This is a genomic window from Clostridium celatum (assembly GCF_021412605.1).
GTDB classification, from domain to species: domain Bacteria; phylum Bacillota; class Clostridia; order Clostridiales; family Clostridiaceae; genus Clostridium; species Clostridium celatum.
The window spans coordinates 99,739-124,061 of sequence record NZ_JAJKGM010000002.1; the positions used below are offsets into that span (position 1 = coordinate 99,739).

The 24,323-nt window shown below is 26.7% G+C and carries 23 protein-coding genes and 2 riboswitches; of the genes, 10 read left to right on the top strand and 13 right to left on the bottom strand.

Annotation, left to right across the window (positions count from 1 at the left end):
* Nucleotides 1-20: 20 nt before the first annotated feature.
* Nucleotides 21-95: riboswitch (glycine riboswitch) on the top strand.
* Nucleotides 96-190: riboswitch (glycine riboswitch) on the top strand.
* A 236-nt stretch (nucleotides 191-426) separates the two neighbouring features.
* Both LPC13_RS01675 and LPC13_RS01680 read left to right on the top strand, forming a co-directional pair.
* Entirely contained in the window at nucleotides 427-1,833 is a 1,407-nt protein-coding gene (locus tag LPC13_RS01675) for an alanine/glycine:cation symporter family protein (RefSeq protein ID WP_005213831.1), read from the top strand.
* Between the two features lie 250 nt (nucleotides 1,834-2,083).
* A complete protein-coding gene (locus tag LPC13_RS01680) occupies nucleotides 2,084-2,839 on the top strand; it encodes a glycoside hydrolase family 73 protein (protein ID WP_005213830.1) in 756 nt (251 codons plus the stop codon).
* Nucleotides 2,840-2,894: 55 nt separating this feature from the next.
* On the opposite strand, the gene LPC13_RS01685 is transcribed toward LPC13_RS01680, so the two are convergent.
* Nucleotides 2,895-3,167 carry an acylphosphatase gene (locus LPC13_RS01685; RefSeq protein WP_005213829.1) on the bottom strand — a complete coding sequence of 91 codons (273 nt, stop codon included), beginning with the start codon at nucleotides 3,165-3,167 and terminating at the stop codon, nucleotides 2,895-2,897.
* A 113-nt stretch (nucleotides 3,168-3,280) separates the two neighbouring features.
* On the opposite strand from LPC13_RS01685, the gene ndk reads away from it, so the two are divergent.
* The gene (gene ndk / locus LPC13_RS01690) at nucleotides 3,281-3,694 is read left to right on the top strand and encodes a nucleoside-diphosphate kinase (protein WP_005213828.1); all 414 of its coding nucleotides are present in this window, start codon (nucleotides 3,281-3,283) and stop codon (nucleotides 3,692-3,694) included.
* A 64-nt stretch (nucleotides 3,695-3,758) separates the two neighbouring features.
* On the opposite strand, the gene LPC13_RS01695 is transcribed toward ndk, so the two are convergent.
* From LPC13_RS01695 to LPC13_RS01715, 5 genes are read right to left on the bottom strand one after another with little or no spacing between them, the layout of a single operon-like run.
* The gene (locus tag LPC13_RS01695; protein WP_040419595.1) at nucleotides 3,759-4,820 is read right to left on the bottom strand and encodes an ABC transporter substrate-binding protein; all 1,062 of its coding nucleotides are present in this window, start codon (nucleotides 4,818-4,820) and stop codon (nucleotides 3,759-3,761) included.
* Between the two features lies 1 nt (nucleotide 4,821).
* A complete protein-coding gene (locus tag LPC13_RS01700; RefSeq protein ID WP_195244812.1) occupies nucleotides 4,822-5,619 on the bottom strand; it encodes an ABC transporter permease in 798 nt (265 codons plus the stop codon).
* The gene (locus tag LPC13_RS01705; RefSeq protein WP_005213825.1) at nucleotides 5,616-6,461 is read right to left on the bottom strand and encodes an ABC transporter permease; all 846 of its coding nucleotides are present in this window, start codon (nucleotides 6,459-6,461) and stop codon (nucleotides 5,616-5,618) included. Before LPC13_RS01705 ends, LPC13_RS01700 begins: the two co-directional genes overlap by 4 nt.
* A gap of 2 nt (nucleotides 6,462-6,463) precedes the next feature.
* Nucleotides 6,464-7,507 (bottom strand): spermidine/putrescine ABC transporter ATP-binding protein, encoded by a 1,044-nt coding sequence (gene potA, locus LPC13_RS01710; RefSeq protein WP_195244813.1) that lies wholly within the window; start codon nucleotides 7,505-7,507, stop codon nucleotides 6,464-6,466.
* A 23-nt stretch (nucleotides 7,508-7,530) separates the two neighbouring features.
* The gene (locus tag LPC13_RS01715) at nucleotides 7,531-8,070 is read right to left on the bottom strand and encodes a helix-turn-helix domain-containing protein (RefSeq protein ID WP_005213823.1); all 540 of its coding nucleotides are present in this window, start codon (nucleotides 8,068-8,070) and stop codon (nucleotides 7,531-7,533) included.
* Nucleotides 8,071-8,559: 489 nt separating this feature from the next.
* Between LPC13_RS01715 and pflA the strand changes: the two genes are divergently transcribed.
* Nucleotides 8,560-9,279, top strand: coding sequence for a pyruvate formate-lyase-activating protein (pflA, locus tag LPC13_RS01720; RefSeq protein ID WP_005213822.1), 720 nt, complete (start codon nucleotides 8,560-8,562; stop codon nucleotides 9,277-9,279).
* A gap of 61 nt (nucleotides 9,280-9,340) precedes the next feature.
* On the opposite strand, the gene LPC13_RS01725 is transcribed toward pflA, so the two are convergent.
* Both LPC13_RS01725 and rocF read right to left on the bottom strand, forming a co-directional pair.
* Complete coding sequence (locus LPC13_RS01725; protein ID WP_040419592.1) at nucleotides 9,341-9,967, bottom strand: 3'-5' exonuclease; 627 nt, start codon at nucleotides 9,965-9,967, stop codon at nucleotides 9,341-9,343.
* A gap of 212 nt (nucleotides 9,968-10,179) precedes the next feature.
* Complete coding sequence (gene rocF / locus LPC13_RS01730; protein WP_040419590.1) at nucleotides 10,180-11,076, bottom strand: arginase; 897 nt, start codon at nucleotides 11,074-11,076, stop codon at nucleotides 10,180-10,182.
* 417 nt (nucleotides 11,077-11,493) lie between these two features.
* On the opposite strand from rocF, the gene LPC13_RS01735 reads away from it, so the two are divergent.
* Complete coding sequence (locus LPC13_RS01735; protein ID WP_005213819.1) at nucleotides 11,494-12,984, top strand: LCP family protein; 1,491 nt, start codon at nucleotides 11,494-11,496, stop codon at nucleotides 12,982-12,984.
* A gap of 164 nt (nucleotides 12,985-13,148) precedes the next feature.
* Complete coding sequence (locus tag LPC13_RS01740) at nucleotides 13,149-13,796, top strand: site-2 protease family protein (protein ID WP_005213818.1); 648 nt, start codon at nucleotides 13,149-13,151, stop codon at nucleotides 13,794-13,796.
* 12 nt (nucleotides 13,797-13,808) lie between these two features.
* On the opposite strand, the gene LPC13_RS01745 is transcribed toward LPC13_RS01740, so the two are convergent.
* A complete protein-coding gene (locus tag LPC13_RS01745) occupies nucleotides 13,809-15,326 on the bottom strand; it encodes a Ppx/GppA phosphatase family protein (protein WP_005213817.1) in 1,518 nt (505 codons plus the stop codon).
* Nucleotides 15,327-15,499: 173 nt separating this feature from the next.
* Here LPC13_RS01745 and argS point away from each other — a divergent pair, with 173 nt between their 5' ends.
* Together argS and LPC13_RS01755 are read left to right on the top strand one after the other, a co-directional pair.
* Nucleotides 15,500-16,870 carry an arginine--tRNA ligase domain-containing protein gene (gene argS, locus LPC13_RS01750; protein WP_005213816.1) on the top strand — a complete coding sequence of 457 codons (1,371 nt, stop codon included), beginning with the start codon at nucleotides 15,500-15,502 and terminating at the stop codon, nucleotides 16,868-16,870.
* 54 nt (nucleotides 16,871-16,924) lie between these two features.
* Nucleotides 16,925-18,040: an AI-2E family transporter gene (locus LPC13_RS01755; protein ID WP_207733669.1), complete on the top strand. Its 1,116-nt coding sequence runs from the start codon at nucleotides 16,925-16,927 to the stop codon at nucleotides 18,038-18,040.
* A 70-nt stretch (nucleotides 18,041-18,110) separates the two neighbouring features.
* Here the strand turns inward: LPC13_RS01755 and LPC13_RS01760 are convergent, their stop codons facing one another.
* The 3 genes from LPC13_RS01760 to LPC13_RS01770 are packed head-to-tail and all read right to left on the bottom strand — an operon-like array spanning nucleotide 18,111 to nucleotide 20,311.
* Complete coding sequence (locus tag LPC13_RS01760; RefSeq protein WP_394371310.1) at nucleotides 18,111-18,251, bottom strand: FeoB-associated Cys-rich membrane protein; 141 nt, start codon at nucleotides 18,249-18,251, stop codon at nucleotides 18,111-18,113.
* A gap of 54 nt (nucleotides 18,252-18,305) precedes the next feature.
* Nucleotides 18,306-20,063 carry a ferrous iron transport protein B gene (gene feoB, locus LPC13_RS01765; RefSeq protein ID WP_005213812.1) on the bottom strand — a complete coding sequence of 586 codons (1,758 nt, stop codon included), beginning with the start codon at nucleotides 20,061-20,063 and terminating at the stop codon, nucleotides 18,306-18,308.
* 26 nt (nucleotides 20,064-20,089) lie between these two features.
* Nucleotides 20,090-20,311 (bottom strand): FeoA family protein, encoded by a 222-nt coding sequence (locus tag LPC13_RS01770; protein WP_005213811.1) that lies wholly within the window; start codon nucleotides 20,309-20,311, stop codon nucleotides 20,090-20,092.
* A 241-nt stretch (nucleotides 20,312-20,552) separates the two neighbouring features.
* On the opposite strand from LPC13_RS01770, the gene LPC13_RS01775 reads away from it, so the two are divergent.
* Entirely contained in the window at nucleotides 20,553-21,404 is an 852-nt protein-coding gene (locus tag LPC13_RS01775) for a ribonuclease H-like domain-containing protein (RefSeq protein ID WP_005213810.1), read from the top strand.
* Between the two features lie 82 nt (nucleotides 21,405-21,486).
* On the opposite strand, the gene LPC13_RS01780 is transcribed toward LPC13_RS01775, so the two are convergent.
* Nucleotides 21,487-22,365, bottom strand: coding sequence for a ComEC/Rec2 family competence protein (locus LPC13_RS01780; RefSeq protein ID WP_005213809.1), 879 nt, complete (start codon nucleotides 22,363-22,365; stop codon nucleotides 21,487-21,489).
* 183 nt (nucleotides 22,366-22,548) lie between these two features.
* On the opposite strand from LPC13_RS01780, the gene LPC13_RS01785 reads away from it, so the two are divergent.
* Nucleotides 22,549-24,291 carry a phosphoenolpyruvate carboxykinase (ATP) gene (locus LPC13_RS01785; RefSeq protein ID WP_005213808.1) on the top strand — a complete coding sequence of 581 codons (1,743 nt, stop codon included), beginning with the start codon at nucleotides 22,549-22,551 and terminating at the stop codon, nucleotides 24,289-24,291.
* Nucleotides 24,292-24,323 lie beyond the last annotated feature (32 nt).

Sequence of the window (24,323 nt, forward strand, 5' to 3'; positions counted from 1 at the left end):
ATATAATTTAATATGTTCGGATGAAGGTAATGGGAGAGCGATTTAGAATCCACCGAAGAAGTAAATCTTTCAGGTATTAGGACCGTTACTGGACGAGCCTCTGGAGAGACTCAGATGAGAGCACCGAAGGAGCAAGGTTTAATTTTTATAATTAAATTGAAACTCTCAGGTAAAAGGACAGGGGATAAAGTATAGTAATAAGTGAATATTATAAATTAGTAATTTAAATAAATAATTATTAACTATAACGATGATAAGTATTTATAATAAATATTAGCATTTGTAGTTGTTATTAATTATTTATTTAAATAAAGCAATATACAAGATCTATAAGAACTTTTATATTAAAAATACTAGTTATAATCCTTACTTTTATAACTAACTTTAATCTCCTCCTAGAAATTTATTTTTAAGGGGGATTTTTTTATGGAATTTTTTAAAGAAATTGAAAATGTATTAAACAGTATTAATGGAATAGTATGGGGAGCACCTTTACTAATATTACTAGTAGGAACAGGTATTTATTTTACTTTTAAACTTGGGTTACTTCAAATTACTAAATTGCCACTTGCATTAAAATATTTATTTTCTAAAGATGATGAAGCAGATGATGAAGCAGCAGAAGGTGATGTATCAAGTTTTGCTGCACTTTGCACCGCATTATCAGCAACTATAGGAACAGGAAATATAGTAGGGGTTGCAACTGCTATATCTACAGGTGGGCCAGGGGCCTTATTTTGGATGTGGATAGCTGCTTTTTTTGGAATGGCAACTAAGTATGCTGAGGGTGTACTAGCTATAAAATATAGAGAAGTAGATGAAAATGGTCAAATGTCAGGTGGACCGATGTATTATATAGAAAAGGGTGTAGGAAATAAATTTTTAGCAAAGATGTTTGCTATATTTGGGGTTGCTGTTGCGTTACTTGGGATAGGAACATTTGGACAAGTAAAATCTATTTCATCAGCAGCTAAGATAAGTTTTAATATTCCAGTAGTAGTTACTGCAATAATTGTTACAGCGTTAGTTACGTTAGTTACTTTAGGAGGAATAAAAAGAATTTCATCAGTTGCAGAAAAAATAGTTCCTAGCATGGCAATATTATATATATTAGGAGCACTAATGGTTTTAATATTTAACTATAAAGCTATTCCAAATGCTATTAATTTAATTATAACTAGTGCATTTAATCCTAAGTCAGCTCTTGGAGGAACAGCAGGAATAACAGTTGCAATAGCAATTCAAAGAGGTGTTGGCAGAGGTGTTTTTTCAAATGAAGCAGGGCTTGGAAGTGCACCTATTGCATCAGCAGCAGCTAAGACAAAATCTCCAGTTAAGCAAGGGTTGATTTCTATGACAGGTACATTTATAGATACAATAATAATATGTACAATGACAGGACTTGCAATTATATTAACAGGAAGTTTTAATAGTGGGTTAGAAGGTGCAGAAATAACTACCTTAGCATTCCAAAGTGGATTGCCATTTGCTGTATTAGGAAAGTATGTGGTTAATATAGGATTAATATTTTTTGCATTCACAACTATAATAGGGTGGAATTATTATGGAGAGAGATGTATTGAATATTTAACTGGAGTAAAAGGAATAAAATTATATAAAATTGTATTTATAGCTTTTGTTGGTATAGGGCCATTTTTATCACTTGATTTAGTTTTTATAATAGCTGATATTGTTAATGGGTTAATGGCATTACCCAATTTAGTTGGATTAATAGCATTGAGACATGTTGTTATAAATGAAACTAATGAGTATTTTAAGAAAATTAAAAATGAAAGCAAAGATGAAAAAAGTAGTAAATTACAAATAAATTAAAAATAAGTATGCCTCAAAATTATAATTTACCAATTAGTCTTGAAGCTTTCCAAATAAAAAGCACACAGTAAGATTAAATGTTCTTATGGTGTGCTTTTATAATATTTGTTAATATAATTTATTTTTCACAAAGTACTAGCTATTTAGAGTCGGCTCCATTTTTTTATAATGATGAGAATATTATATTCTTGAAAAATATATATTTAATTATGAAAAGTTATTTAAATAAATTTTTATTGGGAGGGGACTATTGAAAGGAAATTTAATTTACAATGGAGTAGATAATTATAAAGCAATAGATAAGAGGGGAAATATAATAAATACAGTAATTATATTAAGTTTAGTTATTGTATTGATAATAAGTAGTGGTAATCTTTTGAAAAGATTAGTATTTACAAATAATATAGATGCTGGATACAATAATGAGGACTTACGATTAAGTGAAAATAATGAAAGTAATAAAAGTAATGAAAGCAATATAGAGGATAATACTGAAAAACAAGTATATGTAAATTCTTATTTAAATGAGGAAGAAAATAGCTTTATAAATTTAATATTAGATGGAGCAATAGAAAATTATAAAGAGTATAAAATTTTACCATCAATAACAATAGGGCAAGCTATATTAGAGTCTGGATGGGGAAAATCAGAATTGGCAGTAAGTCACAATAATTTATTTGGAATAAAAGCAGATTCAAGATGGGATGGTGCAGTAGCTGCTATAAATTCTAAAGAAAACTATAATGATAGTTATATATCAAACTTTAGAAAATATGATTCTATTGAGGAATCAATAGAGGATCATGGAAGGTTTTTATTTGATAGTGATAGATATAGAGATAATGGATTATTTGAAGGGAAGACTTATATAGAGCAAGCACAAGCTTTAGAAGATGCAGGATATAGTACAGCAAAAGATGAAAGTGGAGTGCCAATATATGCCGATAAATTAATAGCAATTATTGAGAAATATCACCTGATGGATTATGACAAACAAATTGTTTAATTATTTTCAGAATGATATCATAAATTTTTTGGCACCACAATTGTTTAAAATAATTTTAGTAGCGTTCTGTAAAAGTACGTTCATTTTGGATAATAGGGATTTTCTTTTGATAAAGTTCATCAACTCTAATGAAACGATTGCCTTTTTTTATAGTTCTTATAAATTTTTCAATTGATTCATCAGATCCTTGAACTTCAAGTTCTACCATACCATTATCCATATTTCTAACCCAACCAGTTAAATCTAATGGTTTAGCAGTCATAGAACAAAAAAATCTAAAGCCTACGCCTTGAACTCTGCCTTCTACAACTATGTAATATCTATTCATAAGCTCCTCCTTAAAATATAACTATATAAAAATTATAGCATATAAATAGTATTTCTAAGATTAAAAAAAGTATCATATACTTATATAGATAATTTAGCTTAAAGAGGGGTTACATGGAAAAAACTTTGGTTTTAATTAAACCTGATGCTGTAGAGCAAAATATAATTGGAAATATAATAAGCTTATATGAAGAAGCAAATTTAAAGGTTATTGCATTAAAGATGGAAAAAGTAAGTAGAGAAACTGCAGAAACTCATTATAAAGAGCATAAAGGTAAAGTATTTTATCAAGAATTAATAGACTTCATTACAAGAAGCCCTATATGTGCATTGATACTTGAGGGGGAAAATTGTATTGCTAAGGTGAGAGAAATAAATGGAGCAACAAAACCTGAAGAACAAAAGCCAGGTACTATAAGAAAGAAATACGCAAAGGGAATAACTGAAAATTGTGTACATGCTTCTGATTCTTTAGAGAGTTCAAAAAGAGAAATAAAGATATGGTTTCCTAATTTTAAAGGAGAATGATATATAGAAAGAATAAAATAAAAAAATAATGCAGAAACTTTTAAAGGTTTCTGCATTATTTTTTCTATTGAGAAAGGATTTCTGTAAAAGCAGATTCATATAATTTTAATGTCTGAGGATCTAAATCCGTAAAAACTTCACATCTTTCTAATACGGCATCAGAAGGATATGCAGCAGGATTATTTTTAACTTCATCATCTAATAATTCAAATGCACCTGTATTTGGAGTTGAATATTCAATATACTCAATATTTGTCTTTGCATTTTCAGGATCGCATAAGAAGTTTATGAAAGCTTCAGCGCCTGCTTTGTTTGGAGCGTCTTTTGGTATTGCAATTGCATCAAACCACTTATTTGAACCTTCATTTGGAACAACATATTTCATATCAGGATTTTGACTCATTATGTAAGAAGCATCTCCAGAGTAAACTACAGCTAATGCTTTTTCTCCAGATATCATATTATCTCTTACTTCATCAATAACGTATATAGGATTAGTTAAAGTTAATTGTTTTAATAAATCTTCTTTAGCTACATTTATTTCATCAGCGTTAGTTGAGTTAAGTGAATATCCATTCTTCACTAATGTAATTGCTAAAGAATCTCTTAATGAATTATACATATAAACATTATCTTTGTATTTTTCATTCCATAATATATCCCAACTAGTTACAGGTTCAGTAACAACTGTGCTATCATAAATAATACCTACTGTACCCCAAGTATATGGAACTGAATATTCATTTGTTGGATCATACGGAAGATTCTTAAATTTTTCGCCTATATATTTATAGTTAGGAATATTATTAAAATCTATTTTTTCAAGTAAATCTTCTTTAATCATTTTTTCAATCATGTAATCTGATGGAATTACTATATCGTAAGTTCCAGGATTAGTTTTAATTTTTTGATACATAATTTCATTTGTATCATAAGTTGAGTAATTTACTTTAATTCCTGTTTCATTTTCAAAGTCTTTAATTAAAGATTCATCAATATATTCTCCCCAGTTAAAAACATTGATAGTACCATTTTCGCCAGCACTATTATTAGAGCATCCAGCAAAAATGGAAGTTGTTAATAAAGCTGTTGCAATTAATGCAGTTAATTTTTTAAATCTTTTCATTTTATTCACCCCTTGAAGTAAATTCTTTTCTATTTACAATTAATAATAAAATAAGTACTGTTAAAAACATTAAAGTAGATAATGCATTTATTGAAGGGTTTATTCCCTTTCTAGCCATAGAGTAGATTTCTATTGAAAGATTAGTTACTCCAGGTCCTGTAGTAAAGAAACTTATTACAAAGTCATCAATAGACATCGTAAATGCCATTAATAGACCAGAAATAATACCAGGTTTTATTTGAGGTAATATTATTTTTCTCATTGCATAACCAGGAGTTGCTCCTAGGTCTAAGGCTGCTTCTGTTATGTTTGTAGGCAATTGCTTTAGCTTTGGTAATACTGATAATATAACATATGGGATATTAAAAGTAATGTGAGCTATAAGCATAGTCATAAATCCAAATTGTATATTTAAAAATGGCATAACAAATATGAATAAACTCATTAAAGATACACCTGTAACAATATCAGGATTTAATACTGGTAAATTATTTATATTTAATAAGGCTTTTTTAGGTAGCCCTTTCATTTTATGAATGCCAATTGCTGCAAATGTACCAATTATAGTAGCAACTACAGAGGCAATTACAGCTATTATTAGTGTGTACTTTAATGCTTCCATTATTCTTTGGTTTTCAAAAAGCTGGCTATACCATTTTAAAGTAAATCCACTCCATTTTCCCATTGATTTTGAATCATTAAAAGAAAATACCATTAAAGTAACTATTGGTGTATAAAGAAATATAAAGATTATAAATAAATAAAATCTCTTTATAAAGGATTCAAGTTTTTTCATCATAGGGAGCTTCCTCCTTCTTTATCATCAGCACCTTCAAACTTATTCATAAAGGCCATTGATAATAAAATTATTAACATCATAAATATTGCAATGGCAGAACCAAAGTTCCAATCATTCATTGTTGTATATTGTGTTTCAATTAAGTTACCAAGTAGCATGTATTGTCCACCACCTAGTATTCTAGAAATTACGAATGTAGATACAGCAGGCATAAATACCATTGTAATACCAGAAATTACACCAGGCATACTTAAAGGAAGAATGATTTTCATAAATATATGTTTTCTATCAGCGCCTAAGTCTGAAGCAGCATTTATCAAATCATTATCCATTTTTATAAGTACTGTATAAATAGGTAATATCATAAATGGTAAGAAGTTATAAATCATACCTAAAAGTACTGCAAAATCATTATAAAGAATATTAAATGGTCCAATTCCAAAGTTAGAAAAGAACGTATTAATAAGGCCATTTTTACCTAATATAGGTAACCAAGCGTAAGTTCTAAGTAAGAAATTCATCCACATTGGAACAATAAATAACATTATTAATATATTTCTTTTACCTTCACGCATTTTAGAAACTAAATAAGCAACTGGATAACCTAATATTAAACAACCTATTGTTGCTTTAAATGCTAAAACTAAGCTTCTCCAAAAAACTTTTAAATATATTGGATCCATTAATCTTTGAAAGTTCTCAAGTGAAAATTTATAATTATCACCTGACTTTACAGTAAAACTGAAGAAAACTACTATTAAAAGTGGAATAACAATAAAAAGTGAACTCCAGACGATATAAGGTGATGCTGGAAGAATACCTTGACTATTTTTCTTTTTCATTTTTAATCATTTACCTTTCTCATTATATGAATTGCTTCAGGATCAATAATTAAACCTACTGTACTACCAACTGTAGCATTTTTTGTATTATGTATTATCCACTTAGTATTTTCAGTTTCAACTTCTATTTCATAATGAACACCCTTAAATGTAACAGAATTAACTTTTCCTACTAATATTCCTTTTTCTACTGTTGTAATTTCTATGTCTTCAGGTCTTATAACAACATCTATTTTTTCATTTTTATCAAATCCGTTATCTACACATTCAAAAACTCTATTAGAAAATTCTACTTTATAGTCTTCTAACATAGTACCATCTAATATATTACTTTCACCTATGAAGTCAGCGACAAAAGCATTAGCAGGTTCGTTATATATATCCTCAGGACTACCCATTTGTTGAATAACTCCTTTATTCATTACAACGATAGTATCTGACATGCTTAAAGCTTCTTCTTGGTCATGAGTAACAAAAATAAATGTAATACCAAGTCTTTTTTGAATTTTTTTAAGTTCTAATTGCATTTCTTTTCTAAGTTTTAAGTCTAGAGCACCCAGTGGTTCATCAAGTAATAAGACTTTAGGTTCATTTACAAGAGCTCTTGCTATTGCTACTCTTTGTTGTTGTCCACCACTTAAAGAGTCAACAGAACGATTTTCAAAACCTTCTAATGCGACCATTTTTAACATTTCGTGAACTTTTTTATCAATTTCATTTTTAGGTAGTTTTTTTATCTTTAAGCCAAAAGCGATATTTTCATATATATTCATATGAGGGAATAATGCATACTTTTGGAAAACTGTATTTAACTGTCTTTTGTATGGTGGTAAGATAGATATATCTTTTCCATCAAAAAGAACTTTTCCATTATCGGCAGTCTCAAAACCAGCTATAATTTTAAGAGTTGTTGTTTTACCGCATCCACTTGGACCAAGTAAAGTTAAAAATTCATTTTCTTTTATATTTAAATTTAAATTATTTAAAACGGTGTTATCTCCATATGTTTTAGAAACACCTTGAATTTCAATAATATTTTGATTCAAAAAAAACACCTCTTTCTTTTATATTAAAATGATGGTGGAGTAGAAATCCAAATCACTTTAGCAGTTGTTTTACCATTATTACTAATGTAATGATTAGATTTTGGCTTAAAATAAAAACTTTCATTTTTCTTTACTTTGTAAGATTTATCACCAAGATGTAGTACTATACTACCAGATAAAACATAGCCAAACTCTTCACCTTCATGGGGTTCTTCTTCTATATATTTTCCACCAGGTTCAAGAGTTATCATAATAGGTTCCATTTCATTTTTTTGTGCATTTGGAACAAGCCACATAAGAGTATATTTTAAATCAGTATTTTCTGTTTCAAACATATCTTCATATGTATAAGTAATTTTTTCATCTTTATCATCATTAAAGAATTCTTTAAGGTTTGTCCCTAATATTTCAAGAATATCTATTAGAGTGGCAATAGATGGAGAAGTTAGATCATTTTCAAGTTGAGAAATAAATCCCTTTGATAATTCACATCTATTAGCAAGATCTTCTTGTGTTAGTCCCTTTTCAATTCTCATTCGTTTTATTTTATCACCAATTTCCACAATTTCACCTCGCCTTTCAAGTAGTTTAGTAGTAACTATTACTAAACAAAAGGTTTAAAATTACTAAACAACAAATGATATTATATATATTTATGAGTAAAAAATCAATAAAATTTGTAAAATTTTAAAGTTTATAAATATGCTTATAAAATAAAGCTTTAAAGGGAGTTTAACTTAAAGTGAGTTTAACAATAATACATTAAAAGTTTACTTGTACTAAGAAAGTTAAAATGAGTATAAAAATATTTGAAATTACAAATTGTGTAAAAAATTATTTGGTACATAATAATGATAATATAAGATTAGTTATAAAGTTATATTTGGTAAATGATTAATGATTTATACTATTTTTATAATTAAATTAGATAAAAGAATTTTATATATTTATGTAAATAATAATTATTATTAAAAAATAATAAAAGGTAGGTATTAACAAAATTTTTATATGGGTGTATAATAATGTTATTATGTTAAAACGGAGGATGGATTATGATAAAAGGAACGATACATTCAATTGAAACTATGGGCTTAGTAGATGGTCCAGGTATAAGAGTAGTAGTGTTTATGCAAGGGTGTGCTTTAAGATGTCAATATTGCCATAACCCAGATACATGGGCTAATAAGTGTGAAGAATCATTAGAATTAACTCCAGAAGAGTTAGTTAATAAAATTGCAAGATTTAGAAGTTATTTTGAAAGATCAGGTGGTGGGGTAACTTTCTCAGGTGGGGATCCATTAAGACAGCCAGAATTTTTAAAGGAAGCTTTAAAGCTATGTAAGAAGCAAGGTATACATACAACACTAGATACTTCTGGAGTTGGTTTTGGAGATTATGAAGAAATATTAAAGTATACTGACTTAGTTCTTTTTGATGTTAAGCATTTAACTGAAGAAGGATATAAAGATATGACAGCTGTGAAAATAGATGAAAGCTTAAAATTCTTAGAAGCATGTAAGAAGTGTGGAACTAAACTATGGATAAGACAAGTGGTTGTTCCGGGTATGACAGACAGTGAAGAATATATTACAGAATTAGGTAAGTTCATTAAGACTTTAGATAATGTTGAGAAGGTAGAATTACTTCCATATCATTTATTAGGCGTTAATAAGTATGAAACTATGGGATTAAAGTATAGATTAGATGGAACTCCAGCAATGGATAAGGATAGATGTAAAGAATTATATAAATTATTAGATTTTAATAAATAGGCAAAATAGAGATATTCTTGAGAGAGGATATCTCTATTTTTGATTTTAAATGTAGTATTTTTTAAATTTGACTTGAGAAGAATCCAGGTTTAATTAATTTTTTCTTCATTCCCTCAATTACTAAAAGATATACAGCTGCTGTATCAAATCTTGCATCGTGGTAATTTCCACTACCCTGGAAAAGTTCATCTGCCTTTTTAGCAATTTGATCATCAGAAATTCCAAGATAATTAATAACTTCAGATAATTTTGGATTTTTTATACCATTACCATTCACAGAAGGGATATTACAAATGTTTTTATAATATGCCATTGTACAGAAAGTTTTCTTTGGCTCCCAAGTGCTATCAATCATACCAGCTTCATATAATGAATTGACTTCGTGCTTTAAAAATTTAACATCAAATTGAACATTATGACCAATTACAAAGTCTGCATCGAAGAAGTCACCCATAAAATCTTGTATTTGTTCTAAGAATTCTAAACCATTAGATAATTCGTATAATTTTTCTAGAGAAAAACCATGAACTTGTTCAGCACCTTCATCCATTTCATCAACAGTAAAGAAGAAGTTTTTACCTATAGTTGTTTGTGGCTTGGTAGAAGTGTCCACGACTATATAACTTAACTGACATATATGACCAGGTCTTACGCTTGTAGTTTCTGTATCGAAAAATAATAGTTTCATTTTTGCCTCCCAATAATAGTATTTCATTACTTAATGATATCATAAGTTAATGAAAACTCAAAAGTGAAATTCAAAATATTTATTTAGCTAATTGAATTTCTCGTGGTTAAATTTATAATTAAAAAAAGTTGTATTAAATATTAGTTATTAACAATGAAATTTTAACTAATATATTTTTAATACAACTTTTAATTTATTCAATTTTAAAATTATTATAAATTTTTAGATATAAGTTTTAATAATTCTACGCAAGTTTCTGTAGTTTTTCCGTTTATATCTAAATCAGGATTAAACTCTACAAAGTCCATAGATCTTACTAAGCTTGTACTAAATATACCTTCAAGTAATGTCTTACTTTCTTCGAAGTTTAAACCATTTTCTACTGGTGTACCTGTTCCAGGAACATATTCAGGATCTAAGCAATCTATGTCATAAGAAAGATGGATATTTTTTAAGTTCTTTTCTTTTATGCAATCAAGTAATTCACTTGTAACTGTAGATATTCCTTTTTCTTTAATAGTTTTATTGCTCCAAATTTTAATGTTTAATTCATCAATTAATTCTAATTCACCTTTATCTAAATCTCTACAAGCTAAAATAAACACATTTTCAGGCTTTATTTTAAATTTGTTAAAAAATATTGAAGTAAGTTTTTCGTAACCAATACCCATTGAGGCAGCTAAAGGCATGCCATGAATATTTCCGGATGGAGAGGTCTCGTGAGTATTTATATCTCCGTGGGCATCAATCCAAATTACACCTAAATCATCACCAAAAAATTTACTGCTTCCAGCTAAAGAACCTAAGGCAAGAGAATGATCTCCACCAACAATAAAAGGTAAAGTATTATTTTCTAAGGCATTTAAAACTTGGGAAGCTAGTCCATTATTTGCTTTAACAACTTGATCTAAATATTTTAATTTAGAATTAGTTAAATATTTATTTTCTGGGTGTATGTACTCAACATCAATATTTCCAAGATCATAAACAGTATGATTTTCTTCGAAAATATCAATTAAATTGTTATTTCTTAATTCATCCGGTCCCTTTTCTACTCCTGGCCTATCGCAACCATAAAAAAGAGGCATTCCAATAATACTTATATTCATAAAAAGACCTCCATCAATAAACTGATTTTTACACAATCTTTATAATAATACTTTAAATTATATAAGTAAATAAAAAAATAATAAAAATATTAAAAATCAGAGTTACAATTATAGATATATTATTAGTATACCCTTAATGTTTTTTTAGAATCACTAAAAGAAGTATTTTATTTACGTATTGAAAGGATGATATTCAATTATTTTAATAAATCTGTAGATAAAAGCAATATATTGAGATATTTAATAAAAAACATATTAAATATCTTTTAAAATTTGATAAAAAAACATAAAATATATAATAAAGTATGATATTATAATATAAATGAAATAATGTAAAATAATTTACATTATTTTATGATAATAAAACAAAATTACACTATGTTTAAAATTTAATTCTGTTGAAGGGATGGCTAAAAAATGAGTGAGCAAAGAAGAAAGAGAAGTAATAGAAATAAAAAAAAGTGGTCTAATAAAAAGAAGGCAATTGTTTCTACATTATGTGTTTTTATTTTTATTATAGGTATACTAGTTTCGGGATATCTGTACATTAGAAGTAAAATTTATAATCCATCAACATCTATATCAAATGGAGAATACACAGAGGTTGAAGGAATAACAAATGTTTTATTAGTAGGAATAGATGCTAGGGATTTAGATGAAAATTGTAGGGCAGATTCAATAATTGTTGCAACATTAGATAATAACAATAAGAAAATTAAGTTAACATCATTATTTAGAGATACATTAGTGGATATTCCAGGATACGGAGAAGCAAAGCTTAATGCAGCTTATGCATTAGGTGGTCCTGAATTGTTAATGGAAACTATTAGAGATACATATGATATAAATTTAGACAAATATGTAGTAATAAATTTCTGGGGATTTGAAGCAGTAATAGATCAAATTGGTGGCTTAGAATTAAATGTTGAAGATTATGTAATAGAAGAATTAAATAAATATATAGGAGAATCAACAGGAGGTAATGATTGCCCAGTTACAGAGCCAGGATTACAAGTATTAAATGGTAAGCAAGCATTATCTTATGCAAGAATAAGATATAATGTTGGAGATGAATATGGTAGAACTGAAAGACAAAGAGAAGTCTTATTTAAGCTTGCAGAAAAGTTAAAGGAAACTAAACCAAGCAAATATTTAGGTATTATGAACAAAATGATAGATTATATAAAAACTAATATTGAGCCACTTCAAGCATTAAATATGGCTTATACTATTTATAAATTTCCAACTTTAGAAACAGAGCAACTATATATTCCAGTAACTGAATTAGCAGAAGGTAGATTATATAAAGATTTAGGATGGGTATTTTTAATTGATAAAGAGCAAAATGCTAAAGTATTAAAAGACTTTATTTATGAAGATAAAATACCAAATCCAGATGAGTATGATTATGAACATTTAAATCAAGTATTAGCTGATTATGCGGCACAAGAAGGATACTATAATAATATAAATAATATAAACCCAGAAGATTATATTGATGCTGAAGATAAGTTGCCAGAAAAACAACCAGAAACATCTATAGATAACTCAGAGGATAATTCAAATGATAATTCATCTACAGATGGTAGTGTAACACCTTCTAATCCAAATGGTGGAACTGTTGAAACTCCAGAAACTCCATCGACACCATCAACACCATCAACACCAAATACTGATGGTTCTAATCAAGGTGAAACTACAACACCACCAACAACTGGTGGAGGGGGATCAGATCAAAATCAAGGTGGAACTACTACGCCACCAACAACTGGAGGAGATCAAACAAATCCAGATGGATCAACTGGTACAAATCCAGATGGAAGTGGAATAGAGGAAACACCAGATGGAGGAGTAACACCACCTACAGAAGAAGTAGCACCTCCAGTAAGTGGAGAAAGTATAGAATAAGATAAAAAAGTGAATATAAATTATATTTTAATTAAGGAACTATTTTAATAATAGTTCCTTAATTTTTTATATAAATAAATTTTATGAAATTATTATTAAATAAAAATAAATTTTACATATTATGTGATATAATGTTTTAAGAAATAATATGAGAAGGTGAAAAGATGCGATTATTTAATTTTGATTTATTAACGATAATATTAACTATTCCTGGAGCATTAATAGCTTTTACAGCTCAAGGATATGCTAGAGCGTTAGTTGCAGATAAACTAGGAGATAAGACACCAAGATTTCAAGGAAGGTTAACTTTAAATCCAGCAGCACATATTGATCCTATAGGATTTTTAATGATTTTACTTGTTGGATTTGGATGGACTAAACCTATAAATACTAATCCAAGTGCATATAAAAGAGGGTATAAAGATGCTATAAAAGTATCTATAGCTGCACCAATTGCAAACTTATTAGTTGGATTTATAGCAATGATATTATATGTATTTTGTTATAAATTTTTGCTTAACATACTACCAGATACTGCATTTTATATTTTAAGTAGGATGATAGGATATACAGCTTCAATAAATATAAGTTTATTTGTATTTACATTATTACCTCTTCCGGGATTAGCTGGATTTGATATTTTTAGAGATTTATGGCCAAAAACATTTTATAAGGTATCAGATAAGATATATCAATATCAATTTTTAATTCTTATAGCAATTATTTTAGTTGGTGGAAGAATTCTTTCAATACCAGTAAGTTTTATTTATAATTTATTTTTAACAATAGGAAAATTAATATTTGGGATATAAAAAAGTGGCAAGTTAGTCTTGCCACTTTTCCTTTTCTATATATAAATCTCTTTTATAAATTTCCTTGAAGAAATATTTTCCTCTTAAAGCTTGATGTATTTCAACATCTAAGTTACTTGGTGAAGAAACTGTAATTACTACTTTTTCATCATCAAAAGATACTTTTAATTTTTTTACAACACTTACAAGACTTCTATCTAGTCCTTCAGCTATTTTTACTAATGCACCTATTTTAGTTACTATATCTATATCTAGTTTATTAACTAAATAAGAGAATTGCACCAAAGGTAAATGATAATTATTAAATCTATGAGAAGCGGCAATAGCTGCGCTCATAAGTTGCTCTTTATGAGTAAGACCATTAATAAAAGAATTCAAAATTATATAAAATGAATGCTTATGATGTTGTTGATAATTTATACTAATTCCACAATCATGAAGCATAGCACCAGTTTTTAAAATATTTAAATAATTGTCACCTAGCTTATGAAGTGGTTTTAATTCATTGTATAGTAAAGAAGATATAAAATAAACTTGTTCGGCATGTTGAATATTAGAATTTAACGAGTTTAATATACCATAAATACTATAGTCTAATATATCATCATTAACATCGTAATTATTATAAAGATATTCATAAATCATACCTTCTCTAAGGGTATTATTTGAAACTTTTATAATATCAATAGAGGTTATTTTTAATATTTCATTGAGGATTAGTAAAGAACTAAAAATACTATCAACCATATCTAAGTCGATACCTTCAACTTTACGACGTAATTTTAAATCTTTACATTTGAATATATTATAAAGTTCATGTATTCCAACGCGGGATAATTCATAATTATTAAAAATTTCTAAAGGATAGTGTGTTCTAAACTTGTCAATTTTAACTAATGTTTTAGAAAGTTCACCTACAAAAATTATTGAATCAAAATTTGTATTAAGCCATTCTATATCTTTAAGTTTTTCTATTACAAAATTAGAGCTAGTATCTAAGTTTGAATTTAATATTCTATCTGTTATGTTAAAGGTATATGCTAAATTTATACCACCAAATGGTAGACAAATCCAATTTTTTATTTCTCCATTTTTCATATCAATTAAATTAGTAGATGTACCAGTTATTTCAACTACAAGTGAATTAGAAACATTTAAGCTTTTATTAACACCTAAAGCTGTATATTTAATTTCTTCTTCTGGAGAGAGAATTTTTAAATCTAAATTAAGATCATTTTTTATCATGGCAATTAAATTATCACTATCTTTTAAGGTATTAAAAAAGCTTGTTGTTATAGTAAAAATTTCTTTTGCCCCAGATATTTCGCAAAGGGATTTGTACGTTTTTAATGTAGATAAAATATAGTTAAATTTTTCATTACATAAAACACACTCCTTTGATAATTCATAGCATATTTTAAAAGGCGTTTTTAATTCATCAATAATTTTAAAATAACCCGAATTATCAATCTCGGCAAGTAATAATCTAATTTTACTTGATCCTATATGAATTATTCCTACTCTAATCATAGTTCACCATTCCTATTATTTTAATTATTAATTATAATAATATATAAAATAGTAGAAAAAATAAAGGATTATTAATAAAAAATATTTAATAAATATTTGATATATCTAAAAATAATTAAAATATTTTCGCTTAGCACATATAATATCCTTTAATAAATATACAGGAGAATAGTATGATTGATTATAAAAAAAAATTAGTTAAGGAACTAAGTAAGAACTTGAAGCTAGAAGAGGATATAATAGAAAATCTAATAGAAGTTCCTAAAGAAGCTTATATGGGAGATTTCACTTTACCGTGTTTTAAATTAGTAGATAAGATTGAAAAATCACCTATTATTATAGCTAGAGAATTGAAAGAACAAATAAATAGTATATATTTTGAAAGGACAGAGAGTGTAGGTGCATATTTAAATTTTTTTATAGATAAAACTTATATTATAAAAGAAATATTAAAAAGTAATTATATTTATAAAAAAAATAGTGGAGAAGAAAGTAAAAGTGTAGTTATTGAATATTATGGAATAAATATGGATAAAATTTCTGCTATAGAGCGAGTTTTTTTAGAAATATCAATGCAATCATTAAAAAGAGTATTTGAAAATCAGGGGTATAAAATAGAATACCCCAATAATATGAATGAAGAAAATAATGAAGAAAATATAAAAAACATAATAGAAGACTTTAAAGCAAAAAATCTAGTGACTTATGAAAATGGATGTGAGGTTATATTATTGGACAAATATAATATGCCCCCGTATATAATATCAAATGAAGGAAAAATAAATACCATTAATGCAACTATTTTAAATAAAGCTACAAGATATAATAGAAAATATAGTTATCACAAGAATATATATATTATAAATTCATCACAATATACTCATTTTAAGCAACTAGTAAAGATTCTAGAAGTTAGTGGATATGGTAATACTAAAAATTATTCTTGCTATAAGCTGGGAATAGTTAAGATTTTAGAAAATAACATTTTCATAAGAAAAGATGAATTCTTGTCGTTAGATTCTTTAATAGAGAAGTTTTCAGCAAAGATTTTAAATTATCATAATATAAATGGGATATTATATGATAGCAATACAATAAATAAAATAGTAAGAGATTCAATAGTTTTTTATTATATAAATAATTCAAATAAAAAAACAATATTATTTGAACTAGACAAAATTATTTCATATAAAGAGAAAAATTATATATATGTGTTAAATTCATATAATAGATTAAAATTACTTTGTGGTTACCTAAATGAAAATGAAGAAATATGTAATTTAAATAAAAAGTTATTAAATGAAGAGAGCAAGTTAATTAAAATTTTAGAGGATTTTCCAAGTGTACTTAACAAATGTACAGTAAATTTAGATTTATCAATATTAAGTAGATATATTATAGAACTTATTAATGTTTTAAACGATATCTACAAAGCTTTAAATAGAGAAGAATTGAAATTAAATAAAGAAAAAGTAGTTTTAATTAAATCAGGCTGTAAAATTATTAAAAATACTTTAGATTTAATTGGGATAGAATTACTTTAGAACTATATTTTTGTTATAATCAATTTAATAGATAAATAAAAAGGAGGGAAGGCTTTGATTTTTAAGAGTAATAGATATAAAGAATTAATAATAGCTGTAATAATTATAATAGGGGTATCTCTAGTTATATTTAAATTAATAGACAATTTAGATGTTTTAGTAGGGGTTTTAAGAAAAATAATATCATTTTCAATGCCATTCATATACGGAATAGTTATAGCATATGTTTTAAATCCGTTAGTTAAAATATTTGAAAAAAAAGCAAAGCTAAGTAGGGGAGTATCTATTGTATTGACTTATGCTGTTTTAATAGGAGCTATATCATTGTTAGCATTATATTGTATTCCAGAGCTTATAGAGAATATTAAGGATATAGTAAGTAATATTCCTGAATATATAAATTCTGTTGAAAAATTTATTAATGATATTTTAGATAAGCAAGAAATACAAAACTTAATTAGCACAACAGGAACAAAAATAAATATTGATTATTACATAGATAGAGCTGGAGAAATTGCAATAGCAGCTATAGAAGGTTCACTTATGAAGATGGTTAGTATTTCATCTCTAATAGTAAAATTTATTTTAGGATTATTAGTTGCTATATATATCCTTATTGATAAAGAAAGGCTATTATTTGAAGCAAAAAGAGTTATGTATTTAATTTTTAAGAAGGAGAATTCAGATAAAATAATAGAATTCATAAAAACATATAATTCTATGATAGGAACATACATAGGGATAAAGGCTATAGATTCAACTATAATAGGTATTTTAGCATTTATATTACTAAATATAGTTAAATCTGAATATTCTATTTTAATAGCAATATTAGTTGGAATAACAAATATGATACCGTATTTTGGACCATTTATAGGAGAGATAATTGGTTTTTTAATAAATGTATTTGTATCACCTTTTAAGGGGTTAGTAGTATTTTTAGTATTATTTTCGTTGCAAATGTTTGATGGGTGGTATTTAGATCCTAAGCTTATAGGAGATAAGGTAGGAGTTAGACCTTTTTGGATAATATATTCAGTTGTTATTGGAGGAGGTTTTTTTGGACCAATAGGTATGCTATTAGCCTCTCCTACAGCAGCAACTATAAAAATATATTATGGAAAGCTATTAGAGAAAAATAAAAAAGCTCTTAGCGGAATAAATGATTAATAATAAAGAAACAATAATCTTTAAAAATGTATTTATAAATTAAAAAATAAGGAGTTACAAATGCAACTCCTTATTTTTTATATTTATCACACTTAGAAGAGCAACTTCCGCAGTTGCAGTTTCCTTTTGAAGATTTTTTTACATTCTTAAATAATATATATACTGCAGCTACAAGCAAAAGCGCTGTAATTATAATTTCCAAATAAGTCACCTTCTTTTTAAAAGTTCGAAAACTTTACTTTATCTAAACTAAATTTAAAAGTATTTATATAAATAACGAACCTATATTAAATACTAAGAATGAAACTATCCAAGCTAAAGATAGTTGATAAAATACTGAGAATAAAGTAATTTTTGTACCAAATTCTTTTTTCATAGTACCAACTACTGTTATACACGGTGTATATAATAATACAAATACTAAGAAAGATAAAGCTGAAAGTGTTGTAAAGTGAAGTGGAAGCATAGCTGATAAATCTCCAGCAAATATTACCCCCATTGAAGAAACAACAGTTTCTTTAGCTATTAAACCAGTTAATAATGATACTGAAGATTGCCAGTTACCAAATCCAAGTGGTTTAAATATAGGTGCTATAAATCCTCCTATTGAAGATAAAATACTATTATTAACATCAGTCATTCCGTTAAAGTTAAAGTTTGATAAGAACCAAAGAACAATACTCATTGCAAAGATTAAAGTACCTGCTTTAACTAAAAATCCTTTAGTTTTTTCATAAAGTTGATTAAAAAGATTTTTTAGTGATGGTAACTTATATTCTGGTAACTCTATAAGTAATGGTTCTTCTTCATTTTTAAATATTGTATGCTTAAATATAATACCAAGTATAAATGCTAATAAAATTCCTAGGAAATAAAGAGAGGCAACTATAAGCCCGATTTTATCTGGGAAAAATACAGCAGCAAATACACTATAAACAGGTAATCTTGCATTACAACTCATAAGTGGAATTAAAAGCGCAGTAAGTTTTCTATCTTTTTCACTTTCTAAAGTTCTTGCAGTCATAATTGCAGGAACAGAACATCCAAATCCAACAATCATTGGGATGAAAGCTTTACCTGAAAGCCCCATTTTTCTCATGATTTTATCCATTATAAAAGCAACTCTTGCCATATAACCACTATCTTCTAAGACAGTAATACAAGCAAAAAGTGATAAAATTATAGGTAGTAAAACTAATATTCCACCAACTCCACCTATGATACCATCAAGAATAAGTGATTGAAACCATGGTGACATTCCATGAATTAAGTTTTCTATAAGTGGAACTAATGAATCATTTAGCAATGTATCTAATAGATCAGAAAGTGGTTGTCCAATCCATGAAAAAGTAATTTGGAAAGTTAATGCCATAATTGCAAAGAAAATTGGATATGCAAGCCATGGATTAAGCATTATGTTATCTAATTTTTCTTTTGTAGACTTATGTGTGCTATTAACTTTTTCAGTACAATCATCTAATATATTTTCTATGTATTTATACGTTTCTTTTTCAGAAGAAAAATTATAATCATTTTCATCTATAGTCTTATAATTAATTTTTTCTAATGCAGCTTTAATATCGTCTATTCCTTCTTCTTTAGATGCTTGTATAGGAATTACAGTGACATCTAGAAGTTTAGATAACTTATCATAATCAATATTTATTCCTTTTTTTTCAGCAACATCTATCATATTAACAGCTAATATAATAGGCTTTTTAAATCTTTTTAATTGCATTGTTAAATATAAATTTCTATCTATATTTGAAGCATCTATAATATTTAATATTAAATCAACTTGTCCGTTTTCTAAAAAATCTTTTGATACTTTTTCTTCGTTCGAATAAGTATCCATTGCATATATTCCAGGTAAATCTATGATATTAAAATCATTAAAAGAACCTTCTTTTTTATCTACAGTTACTCCGGCCCAATTTCCAACTCTTTGATTAGCTCCTGTTAAGCTGTTAAAAAGTGTGGTTTTACCAACATTGGGGTTACCAAGTAGAGCAATAGTTTTCATTTTGTCATCCCCTTTTAATTTATAAACTATGCTGTTAATAATATATTTTTTGCATCTTTTTTTCTAATGGCTAAATCAAAACCTCTTAAGTTTACTACTAAAGGATCGCCTAAAGGGGCAACTCTTTTAAGTTCAATTTCTGTACCTTGTATAAGACCTAAGGCAGAAAGTCTTTTAGCTAATTTTGAATCTCCATTTATTTGTTCTATCTTGGCTTTTTCACCAAGTTTTAAATCGCAAATGCACATTTATTTCACCTCAAATTGAAAATCATTATCAAATAAATTTATACAAATATAATATCAGAAAATAAAAAAAAGGTCAATATTAGGAGGAGCAGAGTAAAGTGTTAGATAAGTATAGAATTAGGTGTTTTTAGGCAATTTAAAAGGTATTCACTAATTTAATTACATGGTATAATAAAAAGATAAAAATACTAGCATTAGTTTTAATACAGGAGATAAAATAAATGTAAGAAAGAGTGATAGTGTGATAATTAGAGAAAATGTTATTGATGTAGGAGAATATAATCTACAAACAATATTAAAAAGTAAGGAGGGAGAGTGTAGTCCAGAAGAAATTATATTTTTTGATTTAGAACATTATGTATATAAGAAACCAAAATGTATAGGTGTATTTGGAGCATGTGTATATAATAAAAGTGATAAGAAAATATATGTTACTCAATATATGATTGAAAATAAAGGAGAGGTAGTTGAAATACTTCTTTTAGCTAAAAGGTATTTCATGAGAATGAAAAGGTTAGGTAAAAAGGTAATAGTCACTTTTTCGGGAAATAATGATTTTACTGTTATTAAATATTTATTTAATAAATTCAATATTTATTATGATTTTGAAAAAGAATTTAAGTCAGTTGATATTCAAAAAGAATATGAAAAAGAAATGAATACATCTATAGGACTTAAAAATTTAGAGAAAGTATTTGAAATATATAGAGAAAGTGAAGTTATTAGTGGATCTAATTTAGCTAAAACTTTCCATAAAGTATTAAAAGATAAAGAATATATACTAAGAATGCCGAAAGAAAAAATTGAAACTATATTATTATATAATGAACAAGATGTAGTGAATTTATATAAAATATTTGTTGATTGGAAAAAGTATATAAAATGTAAAGATAGCATTGAAGATGAAGAAATTGATATGGATAATAGTATAGAAGAATCTTTAGAAAATGTTGAAAACATAGATATAGATGAAATTGAAGAAGTTGATGATAGCGATAATGATGAGAGCGATAATATAGAAAGTAGTGAAGATAGCCTAGAAGAAAGTGAAGAAGAAAAAAATAATACTGAAGATAGATATCTTTTAGAATAAGTTACAAATTGATAGATTTGTATTATTTTAAGGATTAATATCCTTAAATGATAGATGCTCCTAAATTTTTTAGGAGCATCTATCATTTATAGGAGTATTTATTTTTGGTAGTTATTTCTATTTTATTACCATCAGAATTTAAGATTATAGTTCCATTAATATCTGTTCTATAAATAAGGGGATTGTTAGATTCTAATATGCTTAATGTTTCAGAAGTAGGATGATTATAAGTATTATTTAATCCAACTGATATTATAGCTATAGAGGGAGCTACAGAATTATAAAAGTTTGAACTAGTTGAAGTTGAAGAACCATGATGGCCTACTTTAAGAACATCAGCTTTTAAATTATATTTTGAGAGTAAAACATAATTTTCAGATATACTTTCAGCATCACCTGTAAATAAAAAAGAAGTATTTAAGTATTCAAGCTTAATAATAGGAGAATAGTCATTTAAGTTATCAGAAATAAGATTTTCAGGTGGAGAAAACACAGAAAATTTAGCGTTTAAACCTAAGGTAATACTATCTGTACCTTCTTTAAGAATACTTATTTTTAGATTTTTATCAATTAATGCTGAAACCATATTTTCAAATGTTGTAGATGTATGAGAAACTTTTGGGGCATAAAATTTTTTTACAGCATACCTTTTTATAATTGTAGACATATTGCCAATATGGTCTTCGTGTGGATGGGTAGCTATTAAATAATCAATAACTTTAATATTTAAATTATCAAGATATGAAATTAATGATTTTTTACTATCTTTAGGGCCTGAGTCGATTAATAAATTTTTATTATTTAATTGAATTAAAATACAATCACCTTGACCGACATCAATATAGTGAATAAGTAGATTATTGGAATTTATATTTTTATTAAAGAAATTTATAGGAGATTTAAATAAGCATAATAAAATAAATAAAGATAAGGATAAATATATTAGTTTTTTTAATCGCATAAATCACCCCTTATAAACTTATCATAGTAGTATAAATTATATCCAAATTTTAAATAAATAATATTTACAGTTAATTAAAAATTAAATAAAAATTTGTTTAATGAAACATTAGGTAAAAAATGGTATAATCAAATAATAGATTGTTTGAGAAAAATTAGATAGTTTATCAAAGGGGGGCTATATGTGAAAAATGAATTTTCAATAAGCAATAATAAGGTGCTGATAAACTTTTCAACAAAATTTTGTAATAATTTTGAGAGTTTATTAGAAAGTGAGGGATTTAGAAGGGTACTAAATGTATATTTAAAAAAATCAGAGAAGAAAAGAAGTCTATCTTATAGATATTTAGTTAGAACTTTAAATACAGAGGATAAAAATGAGATAAGAGATACTCTTACTAAAGTTTTTAAATGCTTAACAATAATGGGCGTTAAAGAAGTTATAGAACTTAATCCATCATATTTAGAACTTTTAGGAAATAAGGACGAGTTTATAAATCTAATAGAAGATTTTTATTTATTTTGGAGAAATCTCGAGAGATATACAATTATTCAAAATGATAAGGTGAGTCAAGGTCTTGCAGCTATGAATTTTACAGAGGCAAATTCATCTTTTTCAAAGCTTATATTGAAGCTTTATAGAAAAGTAGAACAAAATGTTTTAGGAAGAAGTCCACAAGTATTTAGACAAATAACAGCAGGTGGAAATTGTAGTGTTATGATAGGGAGACTTTTGTGGCCAGTACCTAATGATTATGAAGCACTAGAGTATATTAATTTTATAGATTGTATTCTTTTAGAACCACCTTTTATAACATATCCAAAGAAAAATACTAGAAGTGGGATGTTTACTGAGGTTAAGTATAATCCATTAAAGTATATGCATATAAATAAGGATCATTGGTTTTGCTATCCAGCAAAGGTAGGAGAATTAATTGCATATGTTTATTTTCATAGAGATTTTATGAGTCATGGTATTACTCTATGTAATTTATTTGAAATGGCAAAGATAGAAGAGTGTAGAGGAAGAAAGCCAGATATAGTTTTTGTATTTGGAGCTAATGATCAAGAAGAGCTAAAAACTATATTTTATGATGATGATGAGAATAATATTATGTTAGGTTATATAAATTATTCAGAAGAAATTGATTATTTTGGATATATGAAAAAGATGATATTAACATTGCATAACCTAATAATGATAAAAAGAGGAAATTTACCTATACATGGTGCAATGGTAAATGTTGAATTGAAAAATGGAAAGAGTGCTAATGTAGTGATAATGGGAGACAGTGGAGCAGGTAAATCAGAAAGTTTAGAAGCTTTTCGTACTTTAAGTGAAGAATATATTAGTAATATGACAGTTATTTTTGATGATATGGGGACATTTAAAAAGAAAGAGGATGGAATTTACGGTTATGGAACTGAGATTGGAGCTTTTGTTAGGTTAGACGATTTATCACAAGGGTATGCATTTAGAGAAATTGATAGAAGTATATTTATGAATCCAGATAAGATTAATGCTAGATTAGTTATGCCAATTGCACCATATAGTGAAATTGTAAAGGGATATAAAGTAGATTTATTTTTATATGCTAATAACTTTACTAAGGTTAATAAAGATGAAAAATCTATTGAGTATTTTGAAAATGTAGAAGATGCAATTAATTTATTCAAATCAGGGCCAAGAATGGCAAAAGGGACTACATCTGAGAAAGGATTTGTGGAAAGTTATTTTGCTAACCCATTTGGACCAGCTCAAAAGAAAGAAGAAATGGAAATATTAATAAATGATTATTTTGAGATTATGTTTAAAGAAAATGTAAAAGTTGGACAAATAAAAACTTGCTTAGGAATTAAGGGTGAAGAACAAAATGGACCAAGAAAAGCTGCTATAGAATTATTTAATATAATAAATAATTTATAAAAATAGATTATGAACTAATTAAAATCCCCCTC

Bases quoted from the DNA above. Each gene is read 5' to 3' on its own strand.
- rocF (WP_040419590.1), bottom strand. From the start codon at position 11,076: ATGAATATAAGTATTATTGGAATGCCTCTTTTTTATGGTTGCGATAGG.
- LPC13_RS01780 (WP_005213809.1), bottom strand. From the start codon at position 22,365: ATGCGATTAAAAAAACTAATATATTTATCCTTATCTTTATTTATTTTA.
- LPC13_RS01725 (WP_040419592.1), bottom strand. From the start codon at position 9,967: ATGAAACTATTATTTTTCGATACAGAAACTACAAGCGTAAGACCTGGT.
- ndk (WP_005213828.1), top strand. From the start codon at position 3,281: ATGGAAAAAACTTTGGTTTTAATTAAACCTGATGCTGTAGAGCAAAAT.
- LPC13_RS01705 (WP_005213825.1), bottom strand. From the start codon at position 6,461: ATGAAAAAGAAAAATAGTCAAGGTATTCTTCCAGCATCACCTTATATC.
- LPC13_RS01735 (WP_005213819.1), top strand. From the start codon at position 11,494: ATGAGTGAGCAAAGAAGAAAGAGAAGTAATAGAAATAAAAAAAAGTGG.
- feoB (WP_005213812.1), bottom strand. From the start codon at position 20,063: ATGAAAACTATTGCTCTACTTGGTAACCCCAATGTTGGTAAAACCACA.
- argS (WP_005213816.1), top strand. From the start codon at position 15,500: ATGATTGATTATAAAAAAAAATTAGTTAAGGAACTAAGTAAGAACTTG.
- LPC13_RS01740 (WP_005213818.1), top strand. From the start codon at position 13,149: ATGCGATTATTTAATTTTGATTTATTAACGATAATATTAACTATTCCT.
- LPC13_RS01745 (WP_005213817.1), bottom strand. From the start codon at position 15,326: ATGATTAGAGTAGGAATAATTCATATAGGATCAAGTAAAATTAGATTA.
- pflA (WP_005213822.1), top strand. From the start codon at position 8,560: ATGATAAAAGGAACGATACATTCAATTGAAACTATGGGCTTAGTAGAT.
- LPC13_RS01695 (WP_040419595.1), bottom strand. From the start codon at position 4,820: ATGAAAAGATTTAAAAAATTAACTGCATTAATTGCAACAGCTTTATTA.
- LPC13_RS01770 (WP_005213811.1), bottom strand. From the start codon at position 20,311: ATGTGCATTTGCGATTTAAAACTTGGTGAAAAAGCCAAGATAGAACAA.
- LPC13_RS01685 (WP_005213829.1), bottom strand. From the start codon at position 3,167: ATGAATAGATATTACATAGTTGTAGAAGGCAGAGTTCAAGGCGTAGGC.
- LPC13_RS01675 (WP_005213831.1), top strand. From the start codon at position 427: ATGGAATTTTTTAAAGAAATTGAAAATGTATTAAACAGTATTAATGGA.
- LPC13_RS01700 (WP_195244812.1), bottom strand. From the start codon at position 5,619: ATGATGAAAAAACTTGAATCCTTTATAAAGAGATTTTATTTATTTATA.